The organism is Methylobacterium sp. BI1, from assembly GCF_056680125.1.
The window spans coordinates 5,105,992-5,123,833 of record NZ_CM155267.1; the positions used below are offsets into that span (position 1 = coordinate 5,105,992).

Below are 17,842 nucleotides of genomic sequence, written 5' to 3' on the forward strand. Positions count from 1 at the left end.
GGCCGTTCCCCCGCGCCCTGCGTCGGGCCTTAGCGGAGCAGCTGGAGCACGCCCTGCTGCGCCTGGTTGGCCAGCGAGAGGGCGGAGATGCCCAGAGACTGGCGGGTCGAGAGCGCCTGGGAGTTGGCGGCCTCCTCGTTGAGATCGGCGTTCGTCAGGTTGGCGGCGCCGGTATCCAGGATGTTGATGAGCTGCTTGGAGAAGTCCTGGCGGTTCTGAACCACCGCCAGGTTCGAGCCGAGGCTGGAGGCCTGTGACTTCAGCATCGTGGTCGCCGAGTTGATCTGGTTGATCACCTTGTTGATCGAGCTGCTCTCCTGGAAGGTGTCCGAGCCGACCGCATTCAGGCCGAGGCTGGCCGCGGAGACGGCGCTGCCCTGGACCGAGAGCGACGAGGTGCCCTTCTCGTTGAAGCTGATCTTCAGGTTGTCGCCGGTCAGCAGGTTGATGCCGTTGAAGCCGGAATCGGCGGCCAGCTGATCGATCTGGGTGAGCAGGTTGTTGTAGCTGGTGACGAGGCCGTTGCGGGTGTTGGCGCCGTCACCGCCGACCGTCGCGCTGAGGTTGCCGGTGGTGAAGGGATTGCCCGCCCCGCTCGCGATCACCGAGAGGTTGTCGGCACCGTAATCGTTCGTGGTGGTGATCGACAGCTTGCCCGTGGAGGCGTCGAGGGTCGCCATGGCGTTGGCCGGGGCGAGGGCCGCGTTGAGCTGGGTCAGGTTGGAGATCTGGCCCGGCGCGGAGCCGAAGGTGATCGAGGTGGTGGAGACGTTGGCGCCGCTGCCGACCTGGACCGTCAGCGATTTGCCCGACAGGGCGCTCGCCGAGCCCGGCGCGCCCAGGCCCGCCGCGAAGCTGGTGCTGGTGAAGCCGAGATTGGCCACCTTCGAGGTTGCGGTGGAGCCGTCGGCGAGGGTCACCGCGGTGTTGGCATCGGCGGCGGTGAAGCTGAACTTGTTCGTGGTCTGGTCGTAGCTGGCGTTGACGGACCCGTTGGTGGCCGCCCCCACCTTCTGCACCAGCGACGCGATCGTGTCGTTGGCGCCGATGGTCACCAGCTGACCGTTGACCGAGAAGTTGTCGTTGGCCTGGAAGCCGAGGGTGCTGACCAGGGAGGTGGCGCTGGGGTCCAGGGTGCCGGCGACGGTGGCGGGCGTCGAGGAGAGACCCAGCGTATTCCCGGCCGACCCCGAGATGGTGAAGGACGACCCGTCCGAGGCCCCCGACAGGACGAGCTTGTTGGCGCCGCTGGTGGTGTTCTTCGAGGCCGTGACGCCCGTCGTTCCGCTCTGCAGGTTGATCGCCTTGATGGCGTTGTCGAGGGACGCCGAGGGCGGGATGCTGATGGCCGTGTTGTTGATCGTCAGGGTCTGCTTGACGCCGGGCGCGCCGTTCACGGTGGTGGTCGCCCCGCTGAAGCCGCTGGCGGCGGGATTCGACGACGCGACCGTGAAGCTCGTGCCGTCGGCCTTGCCGGTCAGCGCGAGATGGCCCGTCGACGGATCCACGGCGGCGGTGACGCCGGTGGTGCTCGTCTGCAGGTTGATCGCGGCGGCGGCGGCGGCGGCGCTCGCCCCGGACGCGATCGCGATGTCGGTGCCGTTGACCGTTAGGGTCTGGGCGCCCGAAGGGGTGCCGTTGGCGGTCGTCGTGCCGGCACCGCTGGCGAAGCCGAGGGTGTTGTTGGCACTTCCGCTGACCGTGAAGTTCGTGCCGGTGGTGGCGCCGGTGAGCACGAGGCTGCCGTTCACCGCGGTCGCCGTCACACCCGTCGGGTTGATGGCGGCGCCGGTCTGGGCGTTGATCGCCGCGAGCGCGGCCGTCGTGACCGTCGCCGCCGTGTCGCCCGCCTTGCCGCCGCTGATGGTGATGGCGTTGCCGTTGATCGTCAGCGTCTGGCTGGCCGCGGCGGTGCCGTTGTTGACGACGGTCGGCGTGGTCGCGAAGCCGGTGCTGGCGTTGCCGCCGGTGACGGTGAAGCTGCTGCCGTCGCTCTTGGAGAGGGCGAGGCCCGTCCCGGCGCCGTTAATCGCGGCGGTCACGCCCGTCGGGTTGACGGCTGCGCCGGTCTGCAGGTTCACCGCCGTGACGACGTCGGCCAGCGTCTTGGCGGGGCTGCCGGCGAGACCGCCCGCGACCGTCACCGTGTTCGCGGTCGAGCCGCTGCCGAAGGTGAGCGTCTGCGACGTGGCGGCGGCCTGGCCGGTCGAGGTGACCGACGTGCCGGAATTGGTGCCGAAGCCCAGGTTGGCGTCGGTGCCCACGACGTTCAGGCTGTCGCCGTTGGTCGCCCCGGTGAACACGATCTTGCCGGTATTCGCGCCCGTTCCGACGGCCGCCGTGACGGTGGAGCCGGCCGTGGTGAGGGCCGACTGGATCTTACCGACGGCGGCGGCGAGGTTGTCGGTGCCGAGGAGGCTGACGCCGATCGGGCCACCGGCGCCGGAGGTGATCGAGAGGTTTCCGGCAGCGGCCGTGAAGGTGCCGCCGACGGCGGTGCCCGCCACCGCGTTGGTGGGCAGGGTGAAGGCCGTCCCGGTGGCGGTGGTCGCCACGGCGTTGGCCGGCATGGTGAAGGGGGTGCCGGTGGCGGTGGCCGGGGTGCCGGTGGGCGCGAAGACGCCGCCCACCACGGTGGCGGCGATCGACGAGGTCACGGGGGTGGCCGCGAAGCCGCTGGAGGCCGCGTTGGTCGAGGAGACCGTGAAGCTCGAGCCGTCGCTCTTGCCGGTGAGGGCGATCTTGGTCGGGTCGGTGGTGTCCTGCGACGCGGTCACGCCGGTCGTGCCGGATTGCGCGTTGATGAGGCCGAGCACCTGGGTCTGGGTCGCGCCGCCGGCGATGTTGACCTGCGTGCCGTTGATCGTCAGCGTCTGGCTCGCGGCAGGCGCGCCGTTGGCGGTGGGGGCCGCATTGGCGGCGAAGCCGAGCGTGTTGGCCGTGCTGCCGGAGGCGGTGAAGTTCGAGCCGTCGGCCTTGCCGGTGAGCACGATGGTGCCCGCGGCGGCGCCGAGGCCGGCGGCGGCGCTGACGCCGGTGGCGCTGGCGCCGGTGTTGGCCGCGTTGATGGACGCGATGGCGTTGGTGAGGACGCTCGCCGCGGTGTCGCCCGCCTTGCCGCCGCTGATGGTGATGGCCTGATTGTTGATCGTCAGCGTCTGGGTCGCCGCGGCCGCCTGGCCGGTGGAGGTGACCGACGTTCCGGCATTGGTGCCGAAGCCCAGGTTGGCGTCGCTGCCCACGACGTTCAGGGAATCGCCGTTGGTGGCGCCGGTGAACACGATCTTGCCGGCGTTCGCGCCGGTTCCGACGGCCGCCGTGACGGTGGAGCCGGCCGTGGTGAGCGCCTGCTGGATCTTGGTGACGGCGGCGCCGGCCGTGGTGTCGGTGGTGGCGAGGTTGACGGTGATCGCCGCTCCGGTGCCGGAGGTGATCGACAGGGTCGCGGCCGCGGCGGGGGCGGCGTAGGTGCCGCCGACGGCGGTGCCCGCCACGGCGTTCGCCGGTGCGGTGAAGGCCGTCCCGGCCGAGGTCGCGACGCTCGGCACCGTCGGCGTGTAGACGGCCCCGGTCAGCTTGGTGGCGGAGGCGGTCGGCTTGTAGTCGATGCTGCCGGTCAGGGCCGCGGGCACGGGGGCGGTGGGCGGGGTCGCGCCGGTCAGGGTGCCGACGGCGTTGTTGCCGGCTGCGACGGTGGCGCCGGTGGAGAGCAGGTTGCCGACCGTGGCGCCCGTCAGGGCGCTCGACGTCGAGGTGGCCTTGGCCGTGAAGGCGTTCGACGCGGACAGCGCCTGCTGGGCCGTCGACTTCAGCGAATTGGTCAGCGTCTGGAGCTTGGTGAGGCCCGTATTGGCCGCCTGGATCGTCTGGATGCCGTTGCTGATGCCGTCGAGGAGACCCGACAGGTCCGCCGACCGGGCGGACAGGCCGCTGGCCGTGAAGAAGTTGGTCGGGCTGTCCAGCGCCGAGTTCACCTTCTTGCCCGTGGCGAGACGGTTCTGCGTCGTCGCAACCAGATCGGCCGTTCCCTGCAGTGAAAGCAGGTTCTGACGTGTCGCAGCGGTAAGAGTTACGCCCGAAGACATTGGAAAATCCTGTTGATTTGAAGCATCGCTTCCATTTTGCGATGAACGAAGCCTCATCTCGCCGACTTACCAGGATTTTAATTTGCAGTTCAGCGCGGCCTATAATAGATCTATATTCGTCTAGAATAAGTAGCACTTCGTTCCAAATACACTTTGAATACAGCAATGTATCAAAAAAGGAGCTATTTGTTTCGGATGCCGACTTGTCCCGTCTTGGCCTTTAACCGGCTCGCCGCATGATGAGGGGATCGGGTCGTCGGCGGACTCGGCCGTCCTGCGCCCTCTGTCCGGCGGCCCCGTGCCCCGGGAGGCGGTCACAGGCCGGGTTCAGGCAGCCGACCGTGATCGTTGGGGCGCGATCGTGCGGTTCGCGGGGGATGGGCTTTGATGAGAAGAATTTTTGGTTTATTCAATTTAGACCGCGCACTTTGTCTTTGGCACGTTCAATGCAGACGCGTAGAAGTCCGATCCTTAGCTTTGGAAAGGAAGACGACGATGGACGGGTTCGCGCAGGATTGCTGCTGTGACGCCTGACGTGTCGGAACAGGCCGCGATTCCGCGCCTGGATTTCAGGTCTTCCGCCCAGGCTGCGCTGACCGGATCGGACTGGTCCCGCTTCATCGCTCCGCTCTTCAGCGCCCGGCTGGATCCGGACAGCGCGATACCGCCCGGCGGAGGCATGACGATCTGGAAGATCGGCGACATCGTGGTCGGCGCCGTCCAGGGGCCGCCCCAGGTCCTCGTGCGCGACGAGGACAGGATCGCCCGGCAGGACCTGGACCACGTCCTGATCCTCTTCCTGGAGAGCGGCAGCCTGCAGCTCGTGACGGATGGGACCCGGCGCCGCGTGACGGCGCGCGACGTGGTGGTGCTGGACCTTCTGCAGCCCGTCGTCATCGAGGCCGAGGCCCTGAGCGCCACCGCGGTCTTCATTCCCCGGCGGAAGATCCCGACCGCGGCGGGGCACCTCGCGGCGCTCCACGGCCGCGCCTTCGATTACCGGGACGTCTCGGTGCGGCGCCTGTTCCACGGCTACCTCCGGTCCCTCGGCGATCTCGGGGCGGGTCTCCTGCCGCACCAGATCGCGGGGATGTCCCGGGCGACCGCCACCCTGTGTGCGGCCTGCTTCCCCGCGGAGGACGAGACCCACCGCATCGCGGATGCCGAGCTGGCCGCCGCCATCCGGCGCCACGTGCAGGACGAGCTGCTGAACCCCACCCTCGACGTGAAGGACATCGCGGACCGCTTCGGCGTCTCGCGGGCCGCGCTCTACCGCCTGTTCAGCGCCGAGGGCGGCGTCGTGAAGTACATCCGGGACCGGCGCCTGGTCCGCGCCCGGAAGCTCCTGGTCGAGGCCGGGCCCGGGGGGCCGCCGCGCATTTCGGCGGTGGCCTACGCGACCGGGTTCGCCGACGAGAAGGCGTTCAGCCGCGCCTTCAAGAAGCGGTTCGGGCACCTGCCGCGCGACGCCCGCAGCGGCGCGGCGCAGCAGGCGGGGACCAACGACAACGCCTCGGCCCTGCTGAGCTGGCTGACGACCTCCGCGGCCTGAGACACGCGCGGATGTTCGACCGACCTCGACCGATCACCGGCCCCCGCCGCGGCAGGCACGATCGTGTTCGATCCCGAGAGACCCCCTGACATGCCGGCCGTTCCCAAGCACAGCTTCCAGGCCTCGCCCGACCCCGCCGTCCGCGCACGGACCTGGTGCGAGGACCTGTCGCCCCTCTTCGAGGTGCGGCTCGACCCGGCCGACAGCCTCCCGGCCGGGATCAGCCTGACGAACTACAATTTCGGCCAGGTGCTGCTCGGGCATGTCTCGGCCCCGGCCCAGCGCCTCCAGCGCTCCGCGCCGATGATCGCGCGGCAGGGCGTCGATCACGTGCTGCTGCAGTTCTACGGCACGGGCGAGGGCCGGGTCGCGGCGGGAGGGGCCGCGTCGACCGTCGCGGCCGGTCAGGTGGTCGTCATCGACCTGTCCCAGCCGGTGGTGATCGAGGCCGGACGCGTGACGGCGACCAGCATCGTGATCCCCCGCAGGCTCCTCGGCGCCCACATCACGACGATCGAGGATCTGCACGGGCAGGCCCTCGATTGCGTGTCGCACCCCGCCCTGCACGTGGTCCAGACCTACCTGTCGGGCCTGATCGACTGCGCCGACGCCGTGCGATCGGCCCAGGCCCTCCACCTCGCCCAGGCCGCGGTGGAGCTGTGCGGCGCCGGCTTCGACCCGGGAGACGGCCTCGCCCGCGCCACCGGGCACGGGCTGCACGTCACGATCCGCCAGTTCATCGAGGCGGAGCTGGGCGGCGCGGCCTTCGGCGTCGACACGATCCTGGGCCATTTCGGCCTCTCGCGCACGTCGCTGTACCGCATGTTCGAGAGCGACGGCGGGGCGGCCCACTACATCCGCGAACGGCGCCTCCTCAGGGCCCTGCGCCTCCTGACCCGGCCGGGCGCGCGCCTGCGCATCTCCGCCGTGGCCTACGCGGCCGGGTTCGCGGACGAGAAGACCTTCAGCCGTGCCTTCCGCCGCCGCTTCGGGTTCGCGCCGCGCGCGGCCGGCCCCGCCGACACCTTCCCGCAGGGCGCGAACCCGGACGAGCCCATCCTCCTGTCCTGGATGAAGTCCCTGACCGCCTGATCCCGTGCCGCGCGGTCGCCCGCCGCGTGTCGGAGGCGACGCGCGGCCCCTCAGAACACCGCGTGGTCGCCGCGCTCGGCGACCGCCTCGCCGCGGATCAGCTGGGCGTAATAGTCGAAGAGCGTCTCCGAGCCCGTCGCGGGGGTCAGCGCGGCCTCGTAGCGGCCGGTCGCGGGATCGCGCACGAGCATCGACTCGGTGGCGTAGTAGCGGCCGATCCGCGCGAGCTCGGCCTTGGCGGCCAGCGCCGGCACCCAGCGTCCGAGAAGCGCCAGGACGGCGACGATCCCGTCGAGCAGGGCGACCGGAACGTGCCGGAAACGCGGCGTGCGCCCGAGCAGCGCGAACAGGCGCTCGCCCTGCGCGAGCGGCGTGATGGCGTCGCCCGGGCCGCCGATCGGCAGCACGCGGTTGCGCCGCGCCGGGTCGTCGAGGCACGCGGCGAGGTAGCGGCCCAGGTCCCCGTCGCTGATCGGCTTGCAGGCCGTCAGGGTTCCGTCGCCGAAGACCAGGAAGGGCTTGCCGCGCTTCAGGCGCTCCACCTGCCCCGAGAGGGATTTGAAGAAAGCCGTCGGCCGAACGATGGTGTAGTCGAGGCCCGAGGCGACCAAGACGCCTTCGAAGGCCAGCTTGGCCCGCTGGAAGGCGAGGATCGGCTTCTGGACGCAGATCGCCGACAGCAGGACCACATGGGTCACGCCGGCCGCCCGGCTCGCCTCGAGGGCGTGCACCGACGCGCCGTAATCGATCGCCCAGGCGTCCTCGGGCAATCCGGTCCGCGAGGCGAGGCACGAGACCAGGACGTCGAACCGTTCGCCGCGGATGCCGTCGCGCGCCAGCGACGCCGGATCCGTGAGGTCCACGATCCGTTCGAGGGCGCCCGGGGGCGCATTGCCGGACGGGCGCCGGACGAGGCAGACGACCGCGTGCCCGCGGGCCACGAGCGCCCGCGCGGTGGCCCGCCCGATCGTACCCGTGGCGCCCAGCAGGAGAACGCGGCGCGGTCCCGGGCCGTCCGGTCGATCCTGGCTCATGATCGTTCCCTCCCGATCCGTCGCCGAGGCCCCGCGCACCGCGCGATGGTCACCGGCGCGGCTTGCCGGTTCCGGCGCCCGGCGGGAGCCCCGGGGCAGTTCGGTCTCGTGCACGATCGGGGGCTCGTCGCTCGTCTCCGTCGAGATCCGCACGAATCCGTGCAGGCTGGCAAGAGGTTCAGGCTGGCAAGAGGTCGAGGCTGGCAAGAGCACGAGCTGGCGAGACGACGGGCTGGCACGCGCGCAGACGGACAGGATCTCCGGCCGCCGAGGGCGCGGTCGCAACCGAAATCCACGGGACGGATCGCCGCCCCGCCCCTGCCGGCCAAAGCGGCTTCGCCGTCGCGACGCGACCCTTGACTTATATCCATTTTGTATCTTAGTTAGATGCAAGATGGATATAAGGGGTTGCCGTGACCGAGGACGACTTTCTCCGCGCCTATGACCCCGCCGCCTTCCCGCGGCCGGCGCTCACCGTCGACCTCGTCCTGATGGGGTTGCGCGGAGGCTGCCCGGCCGTGCTCCTCATGCCGCGGACCGAGCACCCACATGCCGGCCGCTGGGCGCTGCCCGGCAGCTTCGTGCGCCTTGACGAGACCCTGGACGAGGCGGCCGAGCGCGTACTCCGCACCAAGGCGGGCTTCACCCCGGCGGAGGTGGCGGAGACGCACCGGGAGCAGCTCTACACCTTCGGCGCCCTCGACCGGGACCCGCGCATGCGCATCGTCACGGTCGCCTACCTCGCGCTGATGCCGGAGGCCGCCTTCACCCGGGCGCTGGCGCGCGCGACGGGACTGTCGGCGGCCCTCCTCGCGGTGCCCTGGGCAGGCGAGGCCGGGGGCCCGGTCACGGCCTTCCCGGCGGGCGATCCCGACCGGGCGACGCCCCTGCGCCTCGCCTTCGACCACGCCGCGATCCTCGCCCTGGCGGTGCAGCGGCTGCGGGGAAAGCTCGACTATTCCGACGTCGCCTTCGCGCTGCTGCCCGAGGCCTTCACCCTCCGCCAGCTGCAGGACGTGCACGAGGCGATCCTGGGCACGTCGCTGAACAAGCCCGCCTTCCGCCGCCGCATGCTCGACCGCGGCTGGCTCGCTCCCACGGGGGCCCGCGAGGCCGGCACCGCGTTCCGGCCCGCCGAGCTCTACCGGTTCGCGAAACCGCTCTGATCCCCGTACGCCCCGAAAGGAGGGTCCCATGGCTACGATCCGCAACCTCGGCCCGGTCGCCCAGCTCCGAAGCGAGGCGAGCAGCCACGTCATCCGCTACCGCAACGGCCGCATCCGGCAGAGCGGGCGGGGCCTCGTCTTCTGGTTCCGGCCGGAAACCGCGAGCATCAGCGAGGTGCCGATGGACGACCGCGAGATGACCCTGTTCGTGCGCGGCCGCAGCCGGGACTTCCAGACCGTGGTGGTGCAGGGGACGATCGGCTGGCGCGTGGTCGACCCAGAGCTGCTGGCGAGCCGCGTCGATTTCTCGCTCGGGCTTCGCACCGGCAAGCCGCAGGCCGAGCCGATCGAGCGGATCGAGGCGCGCCTCGGCGGCATCGCCGGCCAGGCCGTCCTGGCGGTGATCGGCGCCAGCCCGGTGGGCGCGCTCCTCGATGCCGGGCCCGAGCCCCTGCGCCTGTCCCTCGACGCCGTGCTGGGGGCGGCCCCGGCCCTGGCGGAGATCGGCGTCGCGGTGGTCGCGGTGCGGCTCACCAACCTGACGCCGTCGAGCGAGCTGGAGCGCGCCCTGCAGACGCCCACCTTCGAGGCCCTCCAGCAGAAGGCGGATGCGGCGACCTTCGCCCGGCGCGCCCTGGCGGTGGAGAAGGAGCGGGCCATCGCGGAGAACGAGCTGGAGACGCGCACGGAGCTCGCCCGCCAGGAGGCGGTGCTCATCGCCCGGGAGGCGGAGAATGCCCGCGACCGGGCGGCGGGCCTCGCCGAGGCGAAAGGGCTGGAGGCGGCGGCGGAGGCCGAGCGCATCCGCCTCGTCGAGGGCGCCCAGGCCGAGGCCGAGCAGCGCCGGGCCGCGATCTACCGCGACCTGCCGCCGGCCGTGCTCCTCGGGCTGGCCGCCCGCGAGCTCGCGGGCAAGCTCGAGACCATCGAGCACGTCAACGTCACCCCGGACCTGCTGGCGAGCGCCCTCGGCGCGTTCCGCGGGGCGGCCCCGCCGGTCGTGCCCCCCGCCCCGCTGCGCTGAGGACGGGTCATGCCGGTCCTCACCCCGCGCGCCGTGTTCGTCGTCCGCGAGACCGATTACGAGGCGCTGCTCGCCCGGCACGCCACCCGCGGCCAGGCCCGGTTCTTCCTGGAGAGCCGCGGCCAGAGCCTCGCGGAGGTCGAGGACCGGCACGCCCGCTTCCACGCGGTGCTCAGCCAGGCGCGGGCCGCGGTGCCGGGAGACTGGCGACAGGCGCTGGCCCGGCGGGCGGACCTCGACCGCTTCCTGTTCGCCCCGGAGGACGTCGTGGTCACGGTGGGCCAGGACGGCCTCGTCGCCAACGTGGCGAAGTACCTGCGCGCGCAGCCGGTGATCGGCGTCAATCCGGCCCCCGACCTCTACGACGGCGCCCTCGCGCGGGTCGCGGTGGAGCGCCTGCGCGGCCTGCTCCCGGCCAGCGCCGCGGGGGCGGCGCCGGTGGAGCGGCGCACCATGGTGCAGGCCGCCCTCGACGGCGGCCAGCGGCTCGTGGCCCTGAACGAGATCTTCGTCGGCCACCGCAGCCATCAATCGGCGCGCTACCGGATCGCGATCGACGGCACCGCCGAGGACCAGTCGTCGAGCGGCCTCATCGTCGCCTCGGGCACCGGCCTGACCGGCTGGGCCCGCTCGATTGGCGAGGCGACGCATCTCACCGTCGGGATCGGCCCGGAGGAGGCGGCGGTCGGCTACTGGGTGCGCGAGCCGTTCCCGAGCGTGGCCACCGGGACGAGCCTCCGGGCCGGCCGGCTCGCCGGGGCCGCCCTCGCGGTCACCTCCCGGATGAACGAGGGCGGCGTGGTCTTCGCCGACGGGATCGAGCAGGACTTCCTCGCCTTCGACTGGGGCCGCCGGGTGGCGCTCGGGCCCGCGGACCGGGCCCTGACCCTGGTGGTCGGCTAGGGGCCGCGGCCCGGTTCCGTCTCCGTCGCGCGGAGGAGCGGTGCCCCCGTCAGCGGCGGTCGCATGCCGGCGCGCCATCGTCGGCCCGCGGCGGCGCTCCGTCCCACGCAATCCGGACCGGACCGGTGGCGGTGTCGGGCTTCGACGCACCGATGAAGACGACCACCGGGCCGTGCTCGGCCCGCCGCGGATCGTAGAAGTCGAGCAGGGCGGGGTACCGGTGCTGGAAGAAATCCGGAGCTAGGCCGTCCCGGCGCAGCAGGTGGTTGATGACGACCTGGTCCCCGTGCACGCCGTTCGGCACCGGCCCGCAGGAACCGGGCGCCATCCAGCGCTCCGGCTCGGCGGCGAAGGCGATGTAGAGGGCGTCGAGGGCGCCGCCCTGCCAGCGCAGCAGGGCGCTGGAGAGGCGGCCCTTGTGGAAGTAATCCTCCATGGCGGTGAAGCCCGGCTCGGCCAGGGCGTCGGCCGGCCCGGTCAGGACGGTGTCGAGGTCGCAGAGCAGCGTCGGTCCCGCGGTGAGCCCGGGGCGGAAGGCCTCCATCTTCGCCCACCAGGCCGGCCAGTCGTGCCGCAGCGGCACGCGCTCGACGCCGGTCACCGCGAGCGGCAGATCCGTGAGGCAGAGGATCCGGTCGAAGGCCGGGGCATGGCGGCGCACGCCGCGGGCGAGGCGCTCGACCCAAGCCGCGTCGTAGCGGCCGCCGCTCTTCAGGACGGTGAGGAGTGTCGTCATCGGCTGGACCTGGTTCCGGTCGGAAGGGTCATGGGCGGCACGGATGGAGGCGGAGCTGCCCGGCCGCCTCGGCCTGCCGGAACCAGGCGCGCTCGGCCGCCCAGGGATGGCCGGGCCAGCCGTCGAAGCCGAAGCCGTACGCCTCCACCGGACCGCGCCCGAGGGGACGGCCCAGGAGGAAGGCCAGCGTCACCAGGAAGCCGGTGCTCGGGTTCGGCCGCCCGGCTGTGCCGGATTCGTCCGTGCTGGCGTCGTCCGTGCCGGGTTCGGCCGGGCGGGCTGCGAGGCGGAGCCGGGCCGCCCGGTGCAGGTCCTCGGGCAGGATGTGGATGGGCTTGCCCAGGGGGGCCAGGCGATCCAGCGCCTCGCGGGTCCAGCAGATCGGTTCGGGCCGGTTCTGCTCCGCCGGCAGCATCGGGAACGGCAGGATGAAGGCCTGCGCCTGCCGGACCACCGGGCGGTCGAGGAAGCGCGGATCGGCGAGCCACTCGCGCATCTGCCCGCCGCGATTGACCAGGGCGAGATGGGTGACGCGGGTGCCGGCGCGCCCGCCGAAGCCCGGCGCGTTGTTGAAGCGCACGATCGAGGACGCCGCGTCGATCGCGGCGGCGGCATCGAGCCCCGGCGCGTTGCCGACGAGGGCGAGCGGTCCCGTTGCGGAGGGAAACAGGTCGAGCATGCGCGGGGAGTCGACCTCGGTGTCCAACTGCGGCAGGGTTCGCGGAGCAGCGGAGGTATGGCGCCGGCCCGGCGGGGCAAGGTCCGTTCCGATCCCGGCGGCGGGGGCGGCCCTCCCGCGGTGACGAGGAGACGTCGAGACCGATGATGCGCCGATGCTTCGTCTGCGCGGCCGACATGCTCGGGCCGAGCGACCGTCACCTCGCCTATCCGAACGGACGGGTCAGGGCGTTCCCGATCGCCTGCGGCGCCTGCGGCCTCCTGCTGGAGCCGGAAGCCGATCCGGCGGAAAGCCGGGCGCATCTCGCCGCGCAGCTCGCCGGACCGGTCTTCGACTCCGACCCCGAGGCGCCCTACGGCCTCGATCTCTACACCCTGCGCAGCGCCGCGACCGGCCACGGCCTCGGTGTCCGGCCCTGCGACGCGGCGGGGGAGACGGCCTTGCGCCGCCCCCACGACCGGCACGCCGCGCGCGGAACGCTCTACGCCCTCGACGGGGCGGCGGAGCGGCCCGTCTCCCTCGGCCTGTTCTGCCGCCCCGCCGCCCTGGAGGCGGCCCTGGCAGCGCTCGCGGTGCACGCGGCCTGGACCGACGACGTCGTGATCCTCCTCGATGCTGCGGCGCGGCCGCCCGCGGCGACGGCGGCCGCCGGCTTCCCGCAAGGGACCCTGCGGGTGGGGGCCCGGCCCCTGGGCCAAGAATTTGGGCAGGAATCGGGGCAAGGCTCGGGACATGAATCGGGGCAGGATTTCGCCGCCCAGCGCAACGCCCTCCAGGACCTCGCCCGCCATCCCTGGATGCTGCAGCTCGACGCCGACGAGACCCTGGCCGCCGAGGCCGGCCGGCGGCTGCCGGCCCTGGCGGCCCTGGCGGAGACGGGGGACGTCGTCTCGATCGGATTGGCGCGCCGGAACCACGTCGACGGCGTCCTCTCGGACGTCTACCCGGACGTCCAGTACCGGCTGAACCGCCGGTCCGTGCGCTATGCCGGCCGCGTGCACGAGCGGCCGGTGCTCGACGGCGGCTGGCCGCGCAGCCTCATCACCCTGCACGGGACGATCGCGCATCATCTCGACCGGGCCCACGTCCTGGCGCGCTCCCGGCACTACGAGCGCCTCGCGCCCGGGCAGGGGCGCCCGGAGGAGGAGGCCGCGCTGCTGCGCCCCTACGGGGACTGAGGCACGGACGCGCGCCCGCCCGGGCGGCCCCGGGCCGCCACGATGGCCCGGTCGTAGAGGGCGAGGGTCTCGCGCGCCAAGACCGCCCGGGTGAAGCGGCCGGACGCCGCCAGCGCCCGGCCCCGGTAGGCCGCGCGCAGGGCCGGATCGGTCATCAGCGGACGCAGGGCCTCCGCCAGGGCCGCGCCGGTGGCCTCGCGTGCCAGGGGCCCCGCCCCCGGCGCGCCCACGAAGGCGCGGGCGCTCGCGTCCTCCGCGCAGGCCACCACCGGCCGGCCATAGGCGAGGGCCTCCTGGTAGACGAGACCGAAACTCTCGTAGCGCGAGGGGGCGAGGACCGCGTGGGCCTCCGCATAGGCCTGGGCCAAGGCCCCGGCCGGCACCCGGCCGCGGGCGTGGATGCGGGCACGGGCCGCCTCGGGCAGGTCCCCCGGCAGGTCCTCCGGGGGCACGCCGATCAGGTCGAGGCGGAAGGCGGGACCGGCGCCGCGCGCCGCCGCGTCGGCCAGGATCGCGGCCGCGCCGAGGAGCGCGTCGAACCCTTTACGCGCCTCCGCCCGGCCCACGAAGAGCAGGCGCACCGGCCCGGTCGCGTCCGGGTAGGGGGCGCCCCGCGCCGCCGCCGTGACCTCCGGCGGGAGGCTGAGGCCGATCACCGCCTCCGGCTGTCCGCCGGACAGGCCGTAGACCCGGGCGATCACCGCCCCGTGGGCGGCGGTGTTGGCAATGAGCCCGGCGCTGCCCCGGGCCTGGGCGCGCTCCAGGGCGTCGGCCGTCCACCCGTCGAGGCGGTCGCGCAGGGTCGCGGGGGCGTCCCGGGTGAAAGCGGCGGGCGTCGAGCTTCGGGTCACCAGCGGCAGGTCCCGGCGCCCGGCGAGCAAGGCCGCGGGGGCGTACCAGTTCGTGGATTCCGCCACGTCGAACGGCTGGTGGGCATGGGCCGCCAGCACGGCGCGCCGGAAGGCGAGCGGCGCCGCGAGGTGCCCCGCCGCCCCCCAGCGGCGCAGGCGTGCCAGGCCTCCGCCGGGCGGCAGGGCGAAGCCCGCCACCGTGACGCCGTCGCGGCGCTCGATGCCGCTCCGGTCGAGGCTGAAGACCGTGACGTCGGCGCCGGCCCCGGCGAGGCTCTCGGCGATCTCGCGGGCCGCGGTCGAGAGGCCGCTCGGGGCCGGTGGGTAGTCCCAGGCGAGGTAGGCGACCCGCATCAGGCGGCCAGCAGGCGCTGGTAGAGGGCGAGGTAGTCGGCCGCCATGCGCGCGGCGGTGAAGCGCGCCTCGAAGTGCTGGCGGATCCGGGTCCGGTCGAGCCGACCGATCCGTGCCAGCGCCGCCACCGCCTCCGCCTCGGAGGCGACGATGAAGCCGGTCACGCCGTCCTCGACGATCTCCGGCACGGCGCCGCGGTTCCAGGCCACCACGGGCGTGCCGCAGGCCATCGCCTCGATCATCACCAGGCCGAAGGGCTCAGGCCAGTCGATGGGAAACAGCAGCGCCCGGGCGCTCCCCAGGAGGTCGGCCTTGCGGGCGTCGTCCACGGGCCCGAGATAGGTCGCGTCCGCCCCCAGGAGCGGGCGCACCGCGCGCTCGAAGTAATCGGGGTTGCCGACATCGATGGTGCCCCCGAGGCGGATCGGCAGGCCGGCGGCCCGCGCCACCCGGATCGCGGTGTCCGGCCGCTTCTGATCGGTCATCCGGCCCACGAAGGCGACGTGCGGGCCGGGCTCTGTGGTCAGGGCGTAGCGGTCCCGCGCGAGGCCGTGATGCACGATCCCGGCCCGGTTCGCCGGCGGGATGCCGGCCGCCTGCGCCGCCGAGATCGCCGCGACCGGCAGGTCGGGGAAGCCCGCGAAGAACAGCGCCCGGTCGAGCTCGTCCACCCGCCAGTGCACCGTGGTGAGGCTGTGGCGCCGGCGTACGCCGAGGAGCGCCGCATGGGCGAACTCGCCGTGGCAATGCACGATGTCGAACTGGTCCAGGCGGCACCGCAGCGCTTCCAGCTGCAGGGCGTCCAGGGCGGCCGGGACCCCCGGCGCGACCCGCCCGTGGCGCCGCTCCAGGGCGGCGAGGCTCGGCTGGTCGCCGACGCGCGGCAAGTCTGTCGCACTGTCGGAGGGCGCGAAGAGCGTTACCTCCACACCTAGGTTAATCAGGGCCGTGCTGAGGTCATATATCACCCTCTCCGTGCCACCGTGGTGCTCAGGGGGAACGGGAAATATGTTGGGGGCGATTTGGGCGACACGAATCACGGTATGTACCTCCCCGACAACGTTTCTTTGTCTGAGTTCTGTTTGTTCGAAGACGCCTGAGTTGCAAGCGGCCTGATGTTCGTCTTGCATGTTGCCCTGCAAGGCTGCCTGCGCGGCGGCGGGGTCGTGTTCGGTCTCACCGCCGATACGGGGGGCCACATCCGCTACCTGCTCGATCTGGTGGCCGCCTCGTCCCAGGATGCCGGCATCGCGCGGATCGTGATCGCGACGCGCCTGTTCCACGGCGCGCTCGGCCCGGATTACGCCGTGCCCGAAGAGCGGATCTCCGACAAGGTCACGCTCGTGCGGCTCGCGAGCGCGTCACCGGATTACCGCGTGAAGGAGGCGATGCACGCGGAGGTCGCCAGCTTCGCGCAGAACCTCATGGCCTGGATCGCGGCGCAGCCTCGGCCGCCCGATCTCATCCACGCCCACTACGCCGATGCCGCCTCGGTGGCGACGCTCATCGAGGATGCCCTCGGCATCCCCTTCGTGTTCACGGCCCATTCCCTCGGGCGGGTCAAGGCGGCGATGCTCGGCCACGGCGCCGAATCCTGCCCCGACCTCGCCCGCCGCATCGCCGCCGAGGAGGGTGCGCTCGCGCGCGCGAGCCTCGTCGTCGCCTCGTCCCGCGACGAGGCGGAGGTGCAGTATGCCGGGTATGCGGCCTACGATCCGGGGCGCATCCGCGTCCTGCCGCCGGGCAGCGACCTCGCCCGGTTCGCGGCGGCCGAACCCCTGCCGCGGGTGGACGCCACCATCGACCGCTTCCTGCAGGATCCGGGCAAGCCGGTGCTGCTGGCGCTCGCCCGCCCGGTGGCGCGCAAGAACCTCGGCGCCCTGGTGCGGGCCTACGGCGAGAGCCCCGCCCTGCAGGCGCGGGCCAACCTCGTGCTGATGGCGGGGACCCGCGAGAACATCGACGCCCTCGACGGCGACATGGCCGGCACCATGCGGGAAATCCTGGTGCTGATCGACCGCTACGACCTCTACGGGCGGGTGGCCTACCCCAAGACCCACGGCCCGGAGGACGTGCCGGCGCTCTACGCCTATGCCCGCGCCCGCGGCGGCCTCTTCGTCAATCCCGCCCTCAACGAACCCTTCGGCCTGACCCTGCTGGAGGCGTCGGCCGCGGGCCTGCCGCTGGTGGCCACCGACAGCGGCGGCCCCAACGACATCGTGGAGACCTGCGGCAACGGGCTCCTCGTCGATCCGCGCACCCCCGACGCCATCGCGGCGGCGTGCCTGCGCATCCTCGACGATCCCGCCCTCTATGACCGCTGCGTGGCGGGGGGCGCCCGCGCGGCCGCCGCCTACGACTGGGACCGGCACGCCGCCCGGTACCACGACCTGCTGCAAGCCCTGCGTGCCCCGACCCCGCCGCTGGCGGATGCGCGCCAGCTCCTCGTCTGCGACATCGACAACACCCTGGTGGGCTGCACGGCGGCGCTCGGCATCTTCCGGCGCTGGCGCAGCCGGCAGGCGGGCCTCGCCTTCGGGGTCGCCACCGGCCGCTCGTTCCACAGCGCCATGGCGATCCTGGAGCAGCAGGCCAGCCCGCGCCCGCAGGTGATGATCACCTCGGTGGGCTCGGAGATCTATCACCTCGACCCCAACGGCGTGACCTACACGGCCGATGCCGCCTGGCGCGCCACCGTCTCGGCGGGTTGGGACCGGGCGGCCATGCGCGCGGCGCTCGCCGATCTCGACGGCCTGATGCCCCAGGGACCCCTGGAGCAGCGCGGGCACAAGCTCAGCTATTTCGGGGATGCGGCCATGGCCCAGAGGGTCCGCGCGGGCCTCGCCCGGGCGGGCCTGTCGGCGAACGTGATCCACAGCCACGGCCTCTATCTCGACGTCCTGCCGGAGGCGGCCTCGAAGGGCACGGCGGTGGGCCATGTCCGGGCCCTCTACGGCCTGCCCGAGCGGGCCGTGTTCGTGGCCGGGGATTCCGGCAACGACGTCGAGATGCTGCGCGCCCAGGCGCAGGCGATCATCGTCGCCAACTACTCCGACGACCTCGCCAGCAACGCCGCCCTGAAGCATTCCTACGTGGCCCGGGCCTCGCACGCCCGCGGCATCATCGAGGGCGTCGGGCATTTCCGCCGGATGCTGGCCGATGCCGGCTGAGCCGTCCGCCGGGTCATC

At 72.7% G+C, this 17,842-nt stretch carries 14 protein-coding genes; 7 read left to right on the forward strand and 7 right to left on the reverse strand.

The genetic code is table 11. From position 1 onward, the window contains the following. Positions 1–29 precede the first annotated feature (29 nt). Both AC1MGR_RS24240 and AC1MGR_RS24245 read right to left on the reverse strand, forming a co-directional pair. A complete protein-coding gene (locus tag AC1MGR_RS24240; RefSeq protein WP_480233230.1) occupies positions 30–4,085 on the reverse strand; it encodes a beta strand repeat-containing protein in 4,056 nt (1,351 codons plus the stop codon). A gap of 471 nt (positions 4,086–4,556) precedes the next feature. Beyond that, the gene (locus AC1MGR_RS24245; RefSeq protein ID WP_146180493.1) at positions 4,557–4,790 is read right to left on the reverse strand and encodes a hypothetical protein; all 234 of its coding nucleotides are present in this window, start codon (positions 4,788–4,790) and stop codon (positions 4,557–4,559) included. Here AC1MGR_RS24245 and AC1MGR_RS24250 point away from each other — a divergent pair. Both AC1MGR_RS24250 and AC1MGR_RS24255 read left to right on the forward strand, forming a co-directional pair. Beyond that, entirely contained in the window at positions 4,765–5,637 is an 873-nt protein-coding gene (locus AC1MGR_RS24250; RefSeq protein ID WP_480233231.1) for a helix-turn-helix transcriptional regulator, read from the forward strand. The two genes, AC1MGR_RS24245 and AC1MGR_RS24250, sit on opposite strands and share 26 nt — an antisense overlap. 90 nt (positions 5,638–5,727) lie before the next feature. Further along, entirely contained in the window at positions 5,728–6,729 is a 1,002-nt protein-coding gene (locus AC1MGR_RS24255; RefSeq protein WP_480233232.1) for a helix-turn-helix domain-containing protein, read from the forward strand. 50 nt (positions 6,730–6,779) lie between these two features. Here the strand turns inward: AC1MGR_RS24255 and AC1MGR_RS24260 are convergent, their stop codons facing one another. Then, positions 6,780–7,763, reverse strand: a complete 984-nt coding sequence (locus AC1MGR_RS24260) for an NAD(P)H-binding protein (protein WP_480233233.1) — start codon at positions 7,761–7,763, stop codon at positions 6,780–6,782. 413 nt (positions 7,764–8,176) lie between these two features. On the opposite strand from AC1MGR_RS24260, the gene AC1MGR_RS24265 reads away from it, so the two are divergent. Genes AC1MGR_RS24265 through AC1MGR_RS24275 form a run of 3 tightly spaced genes read left to right on the forward strand, consistent with a single transcriptional unit; the run spans position 8,177 to position 10,856 of the window. After that, positions 8,177–8,929, forward strand: a complete 753-nt coding sequence (locus tag AC1MGR_RS24265) for an NUDIX hydrolase (protein WP_480233234.1) — start codon at positions 8,177–8,179, stop codon at positions 8,927–8,929. A gap of 28 nt (positions 8,930–8,957) precedes the next feature. Further along, on the forward strand, positions 8,958–9,953 hold the full coding sequence (locus AC1MGR_RS24270) for an SPFH domain-containing protein (RefSeq protein ID WP_108037744.1): 996 nt from the start codon (positions 8,958–8,960) through the stop codon (positions 9,951–9,953). A 9-nt stretch (positions 9,954–9,962) separates the two neighbouring features. After that, positions 9,963–10,856, forward strand: a complete 894-nt coding sequence (locus tag AC1MGR_RS24275; protein WP_480233235.1) for an NAD(+)/NADH kinase — start codon at positions 9,963–9,965, stop codon at positions 10,854–10,856. Between the two features lie 49 nt (positions 10,857–10,905). On the opposite strand, the gene AC1MGR_RS24280 is transcribed toward AC1MGR_RS24275, so the two are convergent. Then, positions 10,906–11,592: a hypothetical protein gene (locus AC1MGR_RS24280; RefSeq protein WP_480233236.1), complete on the reverse strand. Its 687-nt coding sequence runs from the start codon at positions 11,590–11,592 to the stop codon at positions 10,906–10,908. 28 nt (positions 11,593–11,620) lie between these two features. After that, positions 11,621–12,271 (reverse strand): hypothetical protein, encoded by a 651-nt coding sequence (locus tag AC1MGR_RS24285; RefSeq protein ID WP_480233237.1) that lies wholly within the window; start codon positions 12,269–12,271, stop codon positions 11,621–11,623. Positions 12,272–12,417: 146 nt separating this feature from the next. Between AC1MGR_RS24285 and AC1MGR_RS24290 the strand changes: the two genes are divergently transcribed. Beyond that, positions 12,418–13,449: a glycosyltransferase family protein gene (locus AC1MGR_RS24290; RefSeq protein WP_480234889.1), complete on the forward strand. Its 1,032-nt coding sequence runs from the start codon at positions 12,418–12,420 to the stop codon at positions 13,447–13,449. On the opposite strand, the gene AC1MGR_RS24295 is transcribed toward AC1MGR_RS24290, so the two are convergent. Next, positions 13,437–14,654 (reverse strand): glycosyltransferase family 4 protein, encoded by a 1,218-nt coding sequence (locus AC1MGR_RS24295; RefSeq protein WP_480233238.1) that lies wholly within the window; start codon positions 14,652–14,654, stop codon positions 13,437–13,439. The genes AC1MGR_RS24290 and AC1MGR_RS24295 overlap by 13 nt on opposite strands. After that, the gene (locus tag AC1MGR_RS24300) at positions 14,654–15,694 is read right to left on the reverse strand and encodes a glycosyltransferase family 4 protein (protein WP_480233239.1); all 1,041 of its coding nucleotides are present in this window, start codon (positions 15,692–15,694) and stop codon (positions 14,654–14,656) included. Before AC1MGR_RS24300 ends, AC1MGR_RS24295 begins: the two co-directional genes overlap by 1 nt. Positions 15,695–15,769: 75 nt before the next feature. On the opposite strand from AC1MGR_RS24300, the gene AC1MGR_RS24305 reads away from it, so the two are divergent. Then, complete coding sequence (locus AC1MGR_RS24305) at positions 15,770–17,824, forward strand: HAD-IIB family hydrolase (RefSeq protein ID WP_480233240.1); 2,055 nt, start codon at positions 15,770–15,772, stop codon at positions 17,822–17,824. Positions 17,825–17,842 lie beyond the last annotated feature (18 nt).